Below are 15,163 nucleotides of genomic sequence, written 5' to 3'. Positions count from 1 at the left end.
TTAGCGTCCTTTTCGAGAAAAACTAAAAATTCACGCCACATATAGTGGCGAGCTGGATTTTCATCCAGACCATCTGCTACAGTAAGGCCCATAACCTGTCGAGCAGCCTGGATATGGAAGGGGAAGAGGAGCTAAAAGCCTTGCGGGCGCGGGTGCGCAACCTAGAGCGATCCCTCGCCGAATCGGAAGCGCTGTCATTGCAGCAGATTGAGTGCATCCATCGCCTGGAACATCAACTGCTGGAAGCACAGGCCCAGATTCAAGAGCGGGATCAAGCTTTGCAAGCGTGTCAAGAGGAGAAAGCACGGCTGGCCCAGCGCCCTACCCCAGAGGCTTTTCAGCTTCAGCAACAGCACATCGAAGAACTGCAGAATCTCCTGTGGGAAATGGAGCGCCGTCCAACGCTGGAGCACTACCACATTCTGCAGCAGCAGTTGCAAACCAGTCAGACGGAAATTGAAACCCTCAAGGCGGAATTGCAGCGGCGCGTCGATCCGGCCCGATTTTACCAACTGCAGCAGGAGCTCCTGGAGCTGAAACAGCAGGCCAACCAATTGGGAGAATACGCCGTCAAGTTGCCGCAGGTGCAGCTTTTGCAAGCCCAACTGCAGCTCCGTGTACAGCAGCTAGAGGAGGAAAAAGCACAATTGCAAGCGCAAATCCAAGAGTTGGCTGCTCGACCTTCTGCACAAGAACTGGAAACCCTACGGGCGGAGCTAGAGGCTGCCCACCGCCAAGCGGAAGCCGAATGGCAGCGTTTGAAGACCCATCTGGAAACCGAAAAGGCACACATGGAAGCTGACCTGAACACCGCCCGGCAACGTATTCGCGAACTGGAAGAGCGTCCTACCCCAGAGCAATGGGCACGCTTGCAGGCGGAGCTGGATCATCTGCGCCAACAGGCCTCTTTTGCCAAGGCCGAGCGGGCCACCTTGCTGGAAGAGCTGCAGCAGAGTCAGCGGCAGCAGGCCGAGCAAGCCCAACAGATTGCCAAGCTGGAAGCGGAAGCAGCCCAGGCCGCCCACCTCAGGGAAACAGAGTCCTCACAGGCGCAGCGAATCCTTGCCCTGGAGGAGCAGGTGCAGGCTTTGACCCGCGAGCTTGGTGCTTTGCGAGCCGAGCGGGATCAGCTCATGCAAGAGTTGGCCCAGCGTCCCACCCTTGCCCAGTGGCAGGAAGTTCAGCAGCAGGTGCAGGACACCCGAGAAAGCCTGGAAGCAGCCCGGCGGGGGCGAGAACTGGCCGAGGCCCATCATCTGGTCAGCCAAAAGCAAATCGAGAAGTTGCAGCAGCAGGTGATGGCTTTGAAAACCGAGTGTGTGCAGGCCCACGCCTACGCGCAAACCCAAGAAAAGGAAGTGGCCCTGCTGCAGCAGCGCAATCAAGAACTGGAAGAGCAACTGGCCACACTGCGTCAGTCGGCCTCCGCTTCCCCTCAGCCAGCGGTTGTCGAGGCCAGGTCGAATCATCGGGCCCAGGAACGGATTCCTGCCGCGGCTGACGAGTCTGCTCCTTCCCCGGCCACCACCTGGAGAACACCCACCCCAGGGATCCCGCCGCTCACCCTGGACGAGCGGGAAGAAAGTGCCCCGCTCGGCTGGCGCCAACGGACAGAAAGGCTCCTGAAACGCTCCGCTTTGGCCGCTTCACGGGCAGGAGGGGAAACGGGCAGTCGCAACCGGATTGAGTTGCCGACTTTTGTGCAGCGGCGGCCCTACTGAGCGCTCCATTCTCGGGGATCCAACCGTTCTCCGGCTTGAAAACGAGGCCAAGCCCAGCGCAGCAGGGATCCCAATTGGGCGTGAAATCGCTCCGGGGCAAATTGCAGAGCATGGGCCCGAATCCGCTGCGGATCCCATTCCTGTCGATCCGCCTGCCGCAGCCCTTCCACCAGCGCTTCCACACTGGCCTCGGGAATGAGGATGCCGGTTTGGCCGTGGATGACCGTCTCTTGGGCACCTCCCCGGTTGAGGGCAACCACGGGGCGGCCGCAGGCCTGGGCCTCCACTGCCACTAGGCCAAAATCCTCCTCCCAGGGGAACAGCAGCAGCCGGCAATTGGCTAGCAGTTCCCGGAAACGATCGGGGGGCTGATGGGGCAAAAACTCCACCTGCGGCCCCGCCAGTCGCTTGAGCCGAGCCAGCTCCGGCCCTTCGCCCACAACCAGCAGCCGACGACCCAGCCGTTCACAGGCGGCAATCGCCAGATCCACCCGTTTGTAGGGCACCAGTCGGCCTGCCACCAGGTCATAATCGGCGCTGGGATCCGCCACCGGCTCCAACCCCTGCAGCGGAACGGGCGGATAAATGACCACAGCCTCGCGGCGATAGAGCTTGGCAATGCGGCGGCGAATGTGCTGGGAGTTGGCGATCAACAGATCTGGACGTTGAGCTGCCAGAAAATCCCATTGGCGCAAGCGGTGCAGCAGCCATTGGCCAATTGCGCCAACAGGCCCGCTTCTCCCCAGCCCTTCTCGCTGCAGATACAGCTCCCGGTTCTCCCAGAGGTAACGGGTGGGGCTGTGGATGTAGCTCAGGTGCAGGGTAGAGGCTCCCGTCAGGATCCCTTTGGCAAAGGCGTGGCTGCTGGAGATCACACAGTCATAGCCGGAGAGGTCGAAGCTCTCATAGGCCAACGGCATCCAGGGCAGCAGATACTTGAGGCGGGCATGGTAATCAGGGCGCAACACCCCCAGCCACTTGGCCCAGCCTTGCAAAAAAGAGGTGTGAATTGTCAGCTCCTGCCAGCTCGGCGGCAGGGTGTGAGCCGAGAAGAGACTAACGTAAAGGGGGGCCTGTGGGGCAAAGGCCACCAGCTCCTGCAAAACCTTTTCCGATCCCCCCGGCCAGATCAGGTACTCATGCACCAACGCCAGGCACCCAGGCCAAGCGAATGCTGGCCCGGGAGAAGGGGAAAGGCCACAGGAAGGGATCCCCAAGGCTCAGGCACTGTCAGGACTTGGCAGAGCGGCGCTTTTTGCCAATTGGGCCGCTCACCTGCTTGGCTTTCTCGTCGATCCGCTCATTGATGTAGTTGTAGATCTCGCGGAAGCGAGGCAGGGCCCGCATCTCCAGGCGACTGCCGTCCTTGAGGGTGAGCACCATGTCTCCCCACACGCCCAAGCCACGGGGCACCATAACCACCTTGGCAATCTCGCCGTAGATTACATCTGAGCGCTCCTTGCCGCCCCATCCCCCAATCACGGTGATGCGACGATTGGTAATCCGATAGTGTACCCACAGCTTACGCACCAGTGCCCCCACAAACAGAGGCAAGCCGACAAGTGTAGCCCCAATGAAGGAGTTCAACACCAAATCGCCACTGTGGGGGCCGCCCTCAAAAAAAACCTCCTCTTGCACCGCCATGCAGAGCACCGTCCGGTTGTTTAGAGTGTTGCCGTTAACGATCTTAAACGATTTCTCAGCTTTCCCCAACTGGGGCTAACGGCAGGTTCGGGATTGGGTCAGCCTTCGGACGGCTTGTAGGGAACGGCAGGTGGCCAAGACCAGGTAAACAAACAACACCATCACCACCACCGCCACCGCTGCGGCTCCGGCATTACCCAGCCAGCCCCACCCTTCCAGCCCCGTCAGGGCCACCAAAGCCCAAGAAGCCGGGTGCAGCATTCCCCCCAACAGGAGAATTTGCGAGAGCATTTGCCCAGCCGTAAAGCGGGATCCCAGCACCACCAGGGCCAGTCCGCCGCCGATGTTGATCAACCCCATGTTGCCCAAAAAGGCGTAGCAAATGTGCCAGGCGTACTTTTGTTTGGGCACCTCCTGCCAGAGGAGGGGCTCGGCAGGGATCCCCGAAGCCTCCTGGGGGGCGAGCGGCAACGGCTGAACTTGGCTGAGGATCCAGCCGAGGACAATGGCGGCAACCAGCATCGCCACGCCCGCCTTCACGTTCAGCTTGCCGGGGATGGTTAGCTCGGGGTGGGCCAACATCGCAGATCCTCCTGCAACCCGTCCTAGCCTATCCTGTCTTTGCCCCAAATTGGCCAACAGCCTCAATCCCTTGGATAGAGCAGTGTGCCGCAGCGCTTGCAGAATTGGGCATCCCCATCGTGCTGGGAGAGGCCACAGCCTGGGCAGGCCCATTGCACCGAGTTGCCGCTTTTCACCAATTGTTTGATCAGCTCCCCCACTTGCCAGGGAATTAGAGCGATCCCCGTCAGGATCATCAGCACCGTCAGCAGCCGGCCCAGCTCAGAAGTGGGGGTGAGATCCCCAAACCCCACCGTGGTCATGGTAACGACGGAAAAGTAGAAAGCATCCAAAAAGGTGGCAAAAGCGCCAGGATTCACTGGATGTTCTACCTGGTAGATCAGCCCAGAGTAGACGAAAACAATGGCAAAGAGGGTGAAGAAAATGCGCAGCAAAATGCGGCTATCGGCGGAGATCACTTGCCCAAACAGGGTTTTGCCCTCTACCAGGCGCAGCAGCCGCAAAATGCGAAACCAACGGAAGATGCGAATGAAGCGAATATCGGTTAGCCCGGCAAAAAAAGGCAAAATGGCGAGCAAATCGATGAGCGAATACAAGCTCACGACATAGCGCAACTTCTGCGGGGCCGCTGCCAGTCGGAGCAGATATTCCACCACAAACAAGCCGAGAATGAGGCGATCCACCCGCTCCAGCCAAAGACGTACCTCAGGGGGAATGGGATAGGTTTCCACCACAAAGAAGGTGGATGAACAGAAAACCAGCGCCGCCACCAGCAAGTTCACCCAGCGGCTTTCCGGGGTGTCTTGATCCCCCCAATAGCGCTGGAGGATCCCAGAACGGGCAAGATCGAGATCAGCTTGGGTGGGGAGAGTGGTCACAAACGGGATCCAGCTGGGAAGATATCGAGAGAGTTTCCTTTCAACGCCCATCAGGCGCATACTAACTAAGCTAATGGAAACTAGCTCACAGAGCGAACTTCCCCTAAGCAAACGTCCAGGCTTTGGGTGTTAATTAGGTGTTGAGTCGATGTTGCCTCCTATCGTACTGGCCTCGCAATCCCCTGCCCGCCGCCAATTGTTAAAGGCTGCCGGGATCCCTTTTCGCGTTCAGCCCAGCTATTTTGACGAAAGCCAAATCAAAAGCTCAGATCCCGTGGAGCTGGTGCAGAAGCTGGCCTCGGCAAAAGCCGAAGTGGTGGCGGCCCAGCAACGGGAGCCCGTCTTGGTCGTGGGGGCCGACTCTGTGCTCTACCTAAATGGCGAGATCCTAGGTAAGCCGCCCAATGCCCTAGAGGCGGAACGGCGCCTGCGGCAAATGCGGGGCGAAGTGGGAGAGCTCTACACAGGCCATGCCTTGATTGACACGAAGCAGAACCACCGCCTCACCCACTATGCGGTGACGCGGGTGTTTTTTGCCAAGCCCAGCGACGAGGAAATCCGCGCCTATGTGGCCACCGGTGAGCCGCTCAATTGTGCTGGCTGTTTTGCCATCGATGGCCGCGGCAGCCTGTTTGTGGAGCGGATCGAGGGGTGCCCCGGCAATGTTATCGGGCTGAGCTTGCCCCTGCTGCGGCGCATGATGCAGGAGTTGGGCTATTCCCTCACCGATGCTTGGAGCTAGCCGTCGAGGTGTTGCTTGAGCAGGTCGTTGGCCAGCTTTGGATCTGCCCGTCCCTGAGTTTTTTTCATCAACTGCCCGACAAAGTAGCCGAAGAGCTTGGTTTTGCCCCCCCGATACTGCTGCAGTTGCTCGGGGTTTTCTGCCAGCACCTCGGCGATCATCTGCCCCAGCAGAGCGCTATCCGAGATTTGGGTCATGCCCTTAGCTTCCACCAGGGCGCGGGCCGATCCCCCTTTTTCCAGCAGTTCCGGCAGGATCTCCTTGGCGATTTTGCTGGAGATGGTGCCCTGCTCGATGAGGCCAATCAGCTCGGCCAGGGTTTCCGGCTTCAGGGCAATGTCGGGATAGTCCAGCTTGTGGGTGTTGAGGTAGCTGGCGATGTCGCTCATCATCCAGTTGGCGGCTGCTTTCGGGTCGGCACCGGCGGCGATCACGGCTTCAAAGTACTCGGCAGTATTGCGCTCGTCGCTGAGGTAGCGGGCATCGTACACCGAGAGACCGTACACCTCCTGGTAACGTCGCCGCTTCACACCGGGCAATTCTGGCAGCTCTGCCTGCCAGCGGGTTTTCTGCGCTTCGGTAACGCGAATCGGCGGCAGATCCGGCTCCGGGAAATACCGATAGTCGCTGGATCCCTCTTTCTTGCGCATGCTGATGGTGCGCTGGCTGTTTTCTTCCCAAAGGCGGGTCTCTTGCACGATCCGCTCGCCCGCCTCCACAACCTTGACCTGGCGGTTGAATTCGTACTCGATGGCCCGTTGGATGGCGTTGAAGGAGTTCATGTTTTTAATTTCCACCTTCGTGCCAAAGGTCTGGGATCCCAGCGGACGCACCGAGATGTTCACATCACAGCGCAGGGATCCCTCCTGCAGGTTGCCATCGCACAGCCCGGCATAGCGCAGGATGCGGCGCAGCTCTTGCACGTACTCTGCCACTTCTTCCCCGCTGCGGATGTCCGGCTCGCTGACGATCTCGATGAGGGGAACCCCCGCCCGGTTGAAATCCACCAAAGAGTAGCTGGATCCCGATAGGCGGTCGCTGCCAGCGTGGACCAGCTTGCCCGCATCTTCTTCCATGTGCAGACGGGTGATGCCGATGCGCTTGGTACGACCGTCGCTGAGCTGGATCTCAATCCAGCCGTGGGTAGCAATCGGCAGGTCGTATTGGGAGATTTGGTAGTTTTTGGGCAAGTCGGGGTAAAAGTACTGCTTGCGGTCGAACTTGCTGTAGGGGGCAATGGTGCAATTCAAGGCCAAACCCGCTTTGACCGCGTACTCCAGCACCTTTTCGTTGAGCACCGGCAGGGTGCCGGGCAGGCCCATGCAGATGGGGTCAATCTGGGTGTTGGGGGGAGCGCCAAAGGCTGTCGCGCTGCTGGAGAAGATCTTGGAGCGAGTGCTGAGCTGGCAGTGAACTTCCAGCCCAATCACAGCTTCGTATTGCACTTTGGCGGGGGCAGCAACAGTCATGGGATAGGAAAAACTGGCGGTGTAACCATTCTAGTGTGACCTTGCAGGGATCCCAGCTCACAGACAGTTTCTGGGGACGGCAGCCCAGAACCCAGGACGAGGCCGAAGCAGCCCAGCTTGAAGCAGATCCTCAGAACAGCGAAACTTCCTCAAACGGTAGGGCGAATCTCAAAAGTGGGTAGACCTTCCGGCGGCTCGGAACGTTGCTCAATGGCCTCCACAACCGAACCGGGGCTGCCCTGTTGGCACCAGCGCAGCATGGCCTCCACCGCAGCAGGGGATCCTTCAAAAACGGCCTCGACGCGACCATCCCGCAAGTTGCGCACCCAGCCGCCAACACCGGCATTGCGGGCCATGGCTTCGGTGTGGGCGCGAAACCCCACCCCCTGAACCCGCCCCCGTACCCAGACGTGAACGCGAACCCTGTCACTCATGCCGACGGGGATCCCTCCGTTGTGCTGCAGGGTTCTGGCGACTCGGTCGGCTCCTCCGGAGTCTCTGAGGTCTGCCGATCCAGCCACCCCACAAGAACGTTGACCAGGGCAACCAAGCCTAGGAGCCCTAGCGAGATCCCACAGGCATACCCAATCGCTTGCCACAGCACGGAAGACATGAACCCAACCTCACGAACGCTTGTGCAGAGGATCCCACCCTTCATGCACCGTGACATCCTCCCGGCGCTCGTCCTACGGACAGAGCGCGGGCCACCCTTCCCGTCAGCAGGACGGAGTCCTTACCTCGCGGCTGGGCATTCCTGCCCCACGCCACTTGTCTGGGTCTACAACCCCCGACAAAACGACTGGACAGGTGGTTCCCCTTCCCCAGCCTCCCTGGCTACTGCCAGCTTGCAAAACAAGTCTAATCCACAGGGAACGGTGCATCGGCAGGCAGGATGGACTCCTGCACCCAGGAACCCCTGTCCACCGGACAAGAGCAAGAGGCATCTGGATCAATCCGGTACTTGTAGGTTACCGCCAGCATAAGTAGGTTTTACTACAGATTTCGCTCAACAGATTTCGCTCAGAGGTATGGCGGGGATCCCTGTATCCCGGTGCTCACCCTGCGGGTAGAGTGCAGGACTGATTGCCCCTGCACCCCCGTTAGTTACCGCTAGCTACACCGCCGGGAAGCCCCGCCCTCTATTAGTTAGTGGCTAGTGAATAGTGAATAGTCACTATCCACTAACCACTATCCACTATTCACTATCCAGGCTGAGGGTCGGGATGAAAGGCGGGGACATGATGTTTTGTCCTTACTGGTGCCATAAAAAGTAGCGGGGTTTTATACACTGCCGCTATAGACATCAAGTACAGGGGCGGGGCATCCCGTCCTTTTCGCGTTAGCGGGACGTAGTCCTTAAGCCCAGGAAATGTCCTTTTCGCGCTAGCGGCGCGGAGCGCTAACCGGAGTCACTGTTCGCGTCAGCGGGACGGAGTCCTTGAAGCCCGCACTCTCTCGCTTTAGCGGCGCGGAGCGCTTTGCATCAACATGAGTGCGGGAGTATGTCACTTAAAATGACTACACCAGTCTTGTTCAGCACCAATCTATTGGGTTAGCGCAACACCAGGGCTAGAGCAGTCCCTTGGGATCCCGTCTCGACCAACCGCAAGTCCCCCCCGTGGGCCTGCAGGATGCGCCTGGCGATATATAGCCCCAGACCTCCTGAGCCGGTTGGGTAGTGGTGGCCGGCAATGTGAATGGGCTGGGTCACGTAGGGTTGGGCCAACTCTTCTAGGGGAGCCGGCAAGCCGGGGCCATCATCCTGCACCTGGATCTGGTGGGGGCTGACGATTAACACCACCGCATGGCGTGCGTAGCGCAAGGCGTTGTCCACCAGATTCACCAGCGCCCGCTCCAGCTCTGCCTCATCGGCGTTGCCCCACCCTTCTCCTTCGACTCGCAGATCGATCCCCCGCTCCTGGGCCAGGGATCCCATGCGCTCGGCCACCTTTCTGGCCAGGGATCCCAGATCACAAGGCCGAGGATGCAACTCGATCTCTCCCCGCTCCAGGCGGTGAGCCTCCACCATTTTCTGCACCAGAGAGAGATTGTGTTGATTTTCCTGCAGGATGCGATCCAGCAGAGCGCGACGTTGCTCCGGCTCGAGCTGTTGATCCTGTTTAAAGGCGCTCAGCAGGTGCCCAAAGGCGATGAGGGGGGTTTTGAGGTCGTGAACGAGGGTAGCGGTAAAGGCTTCTCGCCGCATTTGATCGATCTGGATCTGGCGCAGCAACTGGGCAAAAGCCTGCCGCAAGATCAGGGCTTCCTGGGGATCCCCGGGGCGGAGCAGCAGATTCCAACGGGCGGGCTGGTTAATCAAGGTTTCCAAATGAGCCAACTCGCGGGCCAGCAGGGTGAGGGGGCGCAAAATCATGGAGGACAGAGCATAGCCCACCACCGCCGACAGCACCGCCAGCAACGGGATCCACAGCAGCAGCAGGAGGATCCCTTCAGTGCTGAACTGCGTGTCGGGCCAGATCCACTGCACCGACAGGATGAAAACCAAGTTGGGGACGAACGAAAGGCTGGCAATGACCAATGCCACCTGGGTGCGCAAGCTGTGGGGAAAGCGGCGGCGCCAAAACTCAAGTACGCGGAGTGGTTGCTGTTTCAAACTCGGTGCGCTCGCTTTGACAAGACCTGCTTAAATAATGAACCAATGGTACGGAAGAATGAACATCCCCTCACGGTCAAGGCTGAAGAGTTCTTTCCTAGGTCTTAGAATGACCGTTATGTCTTGAGCCACTTCATCCCCATGAATAAAGAAGGATGCCGTAACCCCAGCTTTTAGGATACCCAGCTACCCCATTCTTTAGAGAAGCCGCGCCGTATTCCGGTTGGCAAAGCTGTGGACATCACGGCAAAGGCAGCTTGATCCCCGGGCATGACCAACGTCGAGCAATTATGGCCATCTTATAGCCATTTCAAACTAGATTGAGACACTCCCCAAGCGCTCTGCGCCGCTTCCGCGACCACCCCAAGCCCCTCTCTTTTTGGGAGAGGGGAGTTAGAGAGCAATGAACGAAAATGTTTTATTCCTATTCAAGATGACTATAATGCGGAGCACTTAAGCTCCTAGGACATGAAAAAACCCCTGGGCGTCTGTCCGTGTTTCGACCCCAGAGGCTTCTTCTCTTCACTCCTCACCACTATTGAGCGTAGCCGCCCTTCCAAAGGCTGTCAAGCACTTTCCCATTGGGGTTGGCGTGTGGGAAATTGCGCTAGGGTGGCACTGCCGTACAGGATCATCTGCTGGGGCTGCAAGTTCACCCGGTCTACCCGCAGCTCAGTGCCTCGCAAGGCGAGCCGATCCAAATCCAGAAGCTCATTCAGGCAGCGTACCAAAGCTTGGCTCAAGGCTAGCTCCTCTTCTGTACCGCTTTCAAACACTGGATCTGTAAAGCGGATGCGACGCCGCTCCAGCACCTCAACCTGGGCGGAAAAACCGACGCAGAAAGCCCTGGCTTCTCCCTGCTGTACATTTGCCTGGAATTGCAGTCGTCGCGCCGGGGTGATGCTGATATGGACGTGATGGAAGGATAGGGGGCTATCATCCTGCTTTCCTAAGGCCAGCCTATTCAGCACAAAAGGTGTGTTAAACGATTGCGCCAGATCGTCTTCGCTCAGCACCACGCGCATTGTGGCCTGTACTGGCTGGCGCAGCTTGATCTTCCCCTGCCAAATTTGGCTGAAATCGATGGCCACCGCGTTGCAAAACAGCTCTAGGGCCGAAAGCCTCAGGCCGTTGTACATCTGCAGATGCTGGCCCAACAGTTCAAAGCTGTCGATACGACCCTGCAACAATTTGGCAACAGGCTCCACTCGCACGCGCGCCTCCAGCCGCTCTGCATGCTTAAAGAGGGCACGAATGGCTGCGCCTACCCCTCGGCTAACCCAATCGACAGCCATGGGATTCTGCAGGGAAAGTTGGGGCAGGAGTCCTGTAGCCATGGGAAAAGGTAAAGAGCGCCTACAGGGATCATAACCAACCATTAAGAAAAGTTACAACCTTTGCCAACGGAGAGGCTGTTCTCTCAGGGGTAGGTGCGTCCCTCCTGCATAGCCGAGCGGGCCACGGCTGCGATCCCCTGGTCGGTGGCACGGGGCAGATGAAAGTACCGTCCGCCCGCCAATTCCGCCAGCTCGGCGCTGAAGCCGGTGGTTACAAAGCGGCTTTGGGAGTCGATCAAGAGCAGCTTCAACCCCAGGGCGCGGATGCGCAGGGCGATCTCCCGCAGCTCTTGCTTGAGGTCGATGGGAGCCGCTCCCAACTGGCTTTTGCTGTCGCTCCGTCCCAAGGAGCGGCTGAGGGGAATGTTGGCCCGGCCATCGGTGAGAGCCACCAGCATCACCTGGCCCACGTCGCCGGCAGCACGGGCATTGACTCCCATCCGCACGGCTTGGGTGAGGGCATGGGCAAGAGGGGATCCCCCGCCGCAGGGCAGAGATTCCAAACGGCGGCGGGCCAGCTCAATGGAGCGGGTGGGGGGGAGCAACACTTCGGCAGTTTCCCCACGAAAGGCGATGAGGGCCACCTTGTCACGGTTTTGGTAAGCCTCGGTGAGCAGGCGCAGGGCGGCACCTTTGGCCGCTTGCATGCGGTTGAGGGCCATGGAGCCGGAGGCGTCCACCACAAAGATCACCAGGGCTCCGGCCTTGCGAACCAGCTTTTTGGCGCGGATATCGCTCGGCTCCACAATCACGCTACGTCCCGGTTGCCGCTGGCGGCGGCTTTTCTGATAGGGGGCAGCAGCTCGCAAGGTGGCATCGACGGCAACGCGGGGGTTGGATCCCTGGGGCAGGATGGGCTTGACGTAGCGGCCTCGGTCGGCGCTGAACACCAGGCTGCGGGATCCCGTTTTTCCCTGCTGGTTGAGGGACTGGGCGAAGGCCAGCAGGCGCGGGTCGAGGGCAATGCGCTCCGGCTCGAAGAAAAACTCTTCCGGCAGACTCAGGTTTTCCGGCTGGGGATCCGTTTCCTCTCTATCTTCCCCATCCTTGTCGGGATCCGGCGGCGGGGGATCCGACTGTTGGGATGGTGGCGGGGGGGGAGGGGGGGGCTGGTCGGGGTCGTATTGGGCGCGGGGCAGCAGCACCAGTTGCACAGCCTGCTGCAGATCCTCGGCCAACAGGCGATCCCGTCCTTCCAGAGCTGCCAGGGCACAGGCGGCTCGCAGGGCAAATTGTTCTCCCCGGTGCCCTTGGACGTTGCCGCGGATGGCCTCCTGCACCAGGTAGAGGAGCTGTTCCCGCTGCGGCTTGACCTGGGGCAGCCACTCCCGCGCCAGGAGGATGCGGGTGCGGATTTCCTCCAGTTCCGCCTGGTGCTCGGCCAGGAAGGGCTCGGGAGCATCGACAAATTGCGTTGCCCGTTGGACAATTTCCCCTCGCTCTTCTAGGCTCAGCTCCTGCCCCACCGGCACCACCAGTGCCAGGCGATCCAGCAGGTGGGGGCGCAGGGATCCCTCTTCGGGGTTGTAGGTGGCCACCAAGAGAGGCCGGCAGGGGTGTTGCAGACTCAGCCCCTCTCGTTCCAGGCGGTTGACCCCATCCCCCACCACCGTCAGCAACAAGTTGACGATGGCGTCGTCCAAGAGGTTGATGTCATCCATATAGAGCACGCCCCGGTGGGCAGCAGCCAAGAGCCCTGGCTGGAAGACCGTTTCCCCCTGCCTGATGGAGGCCTCCACATCGACGGATCCCAGCAGCCGATCTTCGGTGACGCCCAGGGGAACCTGGACAAAGGGGGGCGATATCACTTGGGTGGGCGGCACCTCTCCGGCTGGGTAGCGAGCCTTGGCCCAGTCGGACCAGGTATCCGGCTGCGCTGGATCGTCGTTGCAATAGGATCCCGCAATCACCTCGATGGGCGGTAGCAAGGCGTGGATCCCTCTGGCCAAAACCGACTTGGCGGTGCCGCGAGGCCCCACCAGCACCACACCCCTTAGGCTGGGATCCACTGCTGCCAGCAGCAGAGCCAGCTTGGCCGCCTGTTGCCCCACTACAGCGGTGAGGGGAAAGGTACAAGGAGCGGATAGAGTTGCGGATCCCATGGTTGGCGGGTAGGCTTGGCGAGCAACGGTTCAATCGAGCAGATTCGCAGCGGAGCGGGAGCTGTACACCCCAGTCTATCGCTTGAGTGCTCCGCACCGCCTTTGCAACTGAGATTTTCTGGGGAGGTTCCAAACCGGCTCCAGACAGTTCCCCAAGCCCTCTCCCAAGGGGAAGGGGTAGGTCGGAATCAAGGCCACCAATGGCCTACGGCGACTGGGAATACCCCTGGTGAGCCGCCGCTGTTTGGTGGTCATCTTCTGTTCAAAATGGGCATCACTTCAGCGGGTTGCAATCATCACGTGTTTGGTGATTTGGTAGTCGCGCACCGCTTCTGCCGAGAGATCTTTGCCAAATCCCGATTGCTTAAAGCCGCCATGGGGGGCCTCAGAGGCAATGGGAATATGGTCGTTGATCCAGACGGTGCCGAACTCCAGATCGGCGGCCAACCTCATCGCTCGTCCGATGTCTTGAGTCCACACAGAAGCCGCCAGCCCGTATAGGACGTCATTGCCCAAGCGTAGCGCTTCCGCTTCTTCGCGAAACGAGCCGAGCGTGAGAACCGGCCCAAAAACCTCACTCTGTACGATCTCCGCTTTTTGATCGACATTGGCAATCACCGTGGGTTCATAGTAGTAGCCCTGGGCAAGCTGGGAAGGGATCCGACCGCCGGTCAGCACCTTGGCTCCCTCTGCTTTGGCCCGCTCCACAAATCCCATCACCCGCTCCCGCTGGGCTGCTGAGACCAAAGGCCCCATCTCCACTCCCGCCTCGAAAGGGGATCCCACCGTTACTTTGCGCATGGCTTCTACAATGGCCTCTTGCGCCTGCGCCAGCTTGCTCTCGTGCACATAGACGCGGGTGGCTGCCGTACAGTCTTGGCCGGTATTGACGGTGGCAGCAAATGTGGCCTTGGCAGCAACGGTCTCTACGTCCGCATCCTCGAAGACGATAAACGGCGCTTTGCCCCCCAGTTCCAAATGCACCCGCTTCAGGGTATCTGCCGCTGTCCGCATCACCTGCTTGCCGGTGGCGGTAGAGCCGGTAAGGCTGACCATGCGCACCTGGGGGTGCTCCACCAGGGCTTGGCCGGTGGCATTGCCTCCGGTAACGATATTGACTACCCCGGGCGGGATCCCAGCCTCGGCGATCAGTTCTCCCAGCATCAGGGTGGTCAGGGGGGTGGCAGGAGCGGGCTTGAGCACCACCGTACAGCCGGCGGCCAGGGCGGGGCCGATCTTCCAGACGGCCATCATCAGCGGATAGTTCCAGGGGGTAATTTGAGCGCACACCCCCACCGGCTCTTTGCGAAAGAGGGAGGTGTAGCCCTTGGCATATTCCCCGGCGCTAAAGCCATGGATGTCGCGGGCGGCAGCGGCGAAGAAACGCAGATTATCCACCGCAAATGGCAGATCTCCCCCCAAGCTGAGGAACTCGTAGGGCTTGCCAGTGTTTTCCGATTCCAAGCGAGCCAATTCGGCGGCGCGAGCTTCGATTAGATCCGCCAATTTCCAGAGGGCCAGGGAGCGCTCGCCGGGGGTGAGTTTCGACCAACGGCCATCGTAGAAGGCTGTTTGGGCGGCCTGCACCGCCCGATCCACATCGGCAGGGCTGGCATCCACCACCTCTGCCAGTTTCTCGCCGGTGGCCGGGTTCTCGATGGTCATCAGGCCCCCCCCTTGGCTATCGACCCATTGGCCGTCGATCCAGAGTTTGTAGGCCATAGCGATGTCCTCAACAGCTTGGTGAAATGGCTCTCCCCATTGTGCCGAATCTTTTTGGCTCGGCTTGAATCATAAGCTTCATTCAACTTTGGCAACTTTGGGGTGCAGAGATGGGATCCTTTGGGATTGGGATGGCCCAAACGGCTATTCGCAAAGCGGGCCGTAGACTGTGGCCAACGGCGCACTGGTGAGGATCCCGCATCTGCTAACTAACGGAGGTGCAGGGGCAATCAGTCCTGCACTCTACCCGCAGGGTAAGCACCGGGATACAGGGATCCCCACCATACCCCTGAGCGAAATCTGTAGCAAAACCTACTTATGCTGGTGTAACCTACAAGCACCGGATTGATCC

Annotated in this window: 13 protein-coding genes; 2 read left to right on the top strand and 11 right to left on the bottom strand. The window is 59.8% G+C overall.

The window, feature by feature from the left end; genetic code table 11:
* The first annotated feature begins 113 nt into the window (after positions 1–113).
* A complete protein-coding gene (locus ACVWZF_RS09560; RefSeq protein WP_011432345.1) occupies positions 114–1,721 on the top strand; it encodes a hypothetical protein in 1,608 nt (535 codons plus the stop codon).
* On the opposite strand, the gene ACVWZF_RS09555 is transcribed toward ACVWZF_RS09560, so the two are convergent.
* From ACVWZF_RS09555 to ACVWZF_RS09540, 4 genes are all read right to left on the bottom strand, one after another.
* The gene (locus ACVWZF_RS09555; protein ID WP_457411351.1) at positions 1,715–2,866 is read right to left on the bottom strand and encodes a glycosyltransferase; all 1,152 of its coding nucleotides are present in this window, start codon (positions 2,864–2,866) and stop codon (positions 1,715–1,717) included. The genes ACVWZF_RS09560 and ACVWZF_RS09555 overlap by 7 nt on opposite strands.
* 85 nt (positions 2,867–2,951) lie before the next feature.
* Entirely contained in the window at positions 2,952–3,365 is a 414-nt protein-coding gene (locus tag ACVWZF_RS09550; RefSeq protein ID WP_011432347.1) for a PH domain-containing protein, read from the bottom strand.
* Positions 3,366–3,440: 75 nt separating this feature from the next.
* Complete coding sequence (locus ACVWZF_RS09545; RefSeq protein ID WP_011432348.1) at positions 3,441–3,947, bottom strand: hypothetical protein; 507 nt, start codon at positions 3,945–3,947, stop codon at positions 3,441–3,443.
* A gap of 62 nt (positions 3,948–4,009) precedes the next feature.
* The gene (locus ACVWZF_RS09540; RefSeq protein ID WP_414382337.1) at positions 4,010–4,825 is read right to left on the bottom strand and encodes an ion transporter; all 816 of its coding nucleotides are present in this window, start codon (positions 4,823–4,825) and stop codon (positions 4,010–4,012) included.
* A gap of 148 nt (positions 4,826–4,973) precedes the next feature.
* Here ACVWZF_RS09540 and ACVWZF_RS09535 point away from each other — a divergent pair, with 148 nt between their 5' ends.
* Entirely contained in the window at positions 4,974–5,567 is a 594-nt protein-coding gene (locus ACVWZF_RS09535) for a Maf family protein (RefSeq protein ID WP_457411328.1), read from the top strand.
* Here the strand turns inward: ACVWZF_RS09535 and gatB are convergent.
* The 7 genes from gatB to ACVWZF_RS09500 form a co-directional block, all read right to left on the bottom strand.
* Positions 5,564–7,036 (bottom strand): Asp-tRNA(Asn)/Glu-tRNA(Gln) amidotransferase subunit GatB, encoded by a 1,473-nt coding sequence (gene gatB, locus ACVWZF_RS09530; RefSeq protein WP_457411327.1) that lies wholly within the window; start codon positions 7,034–7,036, stop codon positions 5,564–5,566. The genes ACVWZF_RS09535 and gatB overlap by 4 nt on opposite strands.
* 149 nt (positions 7,037–7,185) lie before the next feature.
* Entirely contained in the window at positions 7,186–7,470 is a 285-nt protein-coding gene (locus tag ACVWZF_RS09525) for an acylphosphatase (RefSeq protein WP_414351467.1), read from the bottom strand.
* A complete protein-coding gene (locus ACVWZF_RS09520; protein WP_041436250.1) occupies positions 7,467–7,649 on the bottom strand; it encodes a hypothetical protein in 183 nt (60 codons plus the stop codon). Before ACVWZF_RS09520 ends, ACVWZF_RS09525 begins: the two co-directional genes overlap by 4 nt.
* 939 nt (positions 7,650–8,588) lie before the next feature.
* Positions 8,589–9,650: a sensor histidine kinase gene (locus ACVWZF_RS09515; RefSeq protein ID WP_011432354.1), complete on the bottom strand. Its 1,062-nt coding sequence runs from the start codon at positions 9,648–9,650 to the stop codon at positions 8,589–8,591.
* 566 nt (positions 9,651–10,216) lie between these two features.
* Positions 10,217–10,945 (bottom strand): LmeA family phospholipid-binding protein, encoded by a 729-nt coding sequence (locus ACVWZF_RS09510; RefSeq protein WP_011432355.1) that lies wholly within the window; start codon positions 10,943–10,945, stop codon positions 10,217–10,219.
* A 125-nt stretch (positions 10,946–11,070) separates the two neighbouring features.
* Positions 11,071–13,089, bottom strand: a complete 2,019-nt coding sequence (gene bchD / locus ACVWZF_RS09505) for a magnesium chelatase ATPase subunit D (RefSeq protein WP_011432356.1) — start codon at positions 13,087–13,089, stop codon at positions 11,071–11,073.
* 279 nt (positions 13,090–13,368) lie between these two features.
* On the bottom strand, positions 13,369–14,811 hold the full coding sequence (locus ACVWZF_RS09500; RefSeq protein ID WP_414412980.1) for a gamma-aminobutyraldehyde dehydrogenase: 1,443 nt from the start codon (positions 14,809–14,811) through the stop codon (positions 13,369–13,371).
* Positions 14,812–15,163: the final 352 nt, after the last annotated feature.

Source organism: Thermostichus sp. OS-CIW-30 (assembly GCF_054060215.1).
The sequence above is the reverse complement of the archived record's forward strand: the minus strand, read 5'-3'. Positions and strand labels throughout refer to the sequence as shown.

Excerpts from the sequence above, each read along its gene's own strand:
- ACVWZF_RS09560 (WP_011432345.1), top strand. The coding sequence starts at position 114 with ATGGAAGGGGAAGAGGAGCTAAAAGCCTTGCGGGCGCGGGTGCGCAAC.
- ACVWZF_RS09550 (WP_011432347.1), bottom strand. The coding sequence starts at position 3,365 with ATGGCGGTGCAAGAGGAGGTTTTTTTTGAGGGCGGCCCCCACAGTGGC.
- ACVWZF_RS09545 (WP_011432348.1), bottom strand. The coding sequence starts at position 3,947 with ATGTTGGCCCACCCCGAGCTAACCATCCCCGGCAAGCTGAACGTGAAG.
- ACVWZF_RS09535 (WP_457411328.1), top strand. The coding sequence starts at position 4,974 with ATGTTGCCTCCTATCGTACTGGCCTCGCAATCCCCTGCCCGCCGCCAA.
- gatB (WP_457411327.1), bottom strand. The coding sequence starts at position 7,036 with ATGACTGTTGCTGCCCCCGCCAAAGTGCAATACGAAGCTGTGATTGGG.
- ACVWZF_RS09525 (WP_414351467.1), bottom strand. The coding sequence starts at position 7,470 with ATGAGTGACAGGGTTCGCGTTCACGTCTGGGTACGGGGGCGGGTTCAG.
- ACVWZF_RS09520 (WP_041436250.1), bottom strand. The coding sequence starts at position 7,649 with ATGTCTTCCGTGCTGTGGCAAGCGATTGGGTATGCCTGTGGGATCTCG.
- ACVWZF_RS09510 (WP_011432355.1), bottom strand. The coding sequence starts at position 10,945 with ATGGCTGTCGATTGGGTTAGCCGAGGGGTAGGCGCAGCCATTCGTGCC.
- bchD (WP_011432356.1), bottom strand. The coding sequence starts at position 13,089 with ATGGGATCCGCAACTCTATCCGCTCCTTGTACCTTTCCCCTCACCGCT.
- ACVWZF_RS09500 (WP_414412980.1), bottom strand. The coding sequence starts at position 14,811 with ATGGCCTACAAACTCTGGATCGACGGCCAATGGGTCGATAGCCAAGGG.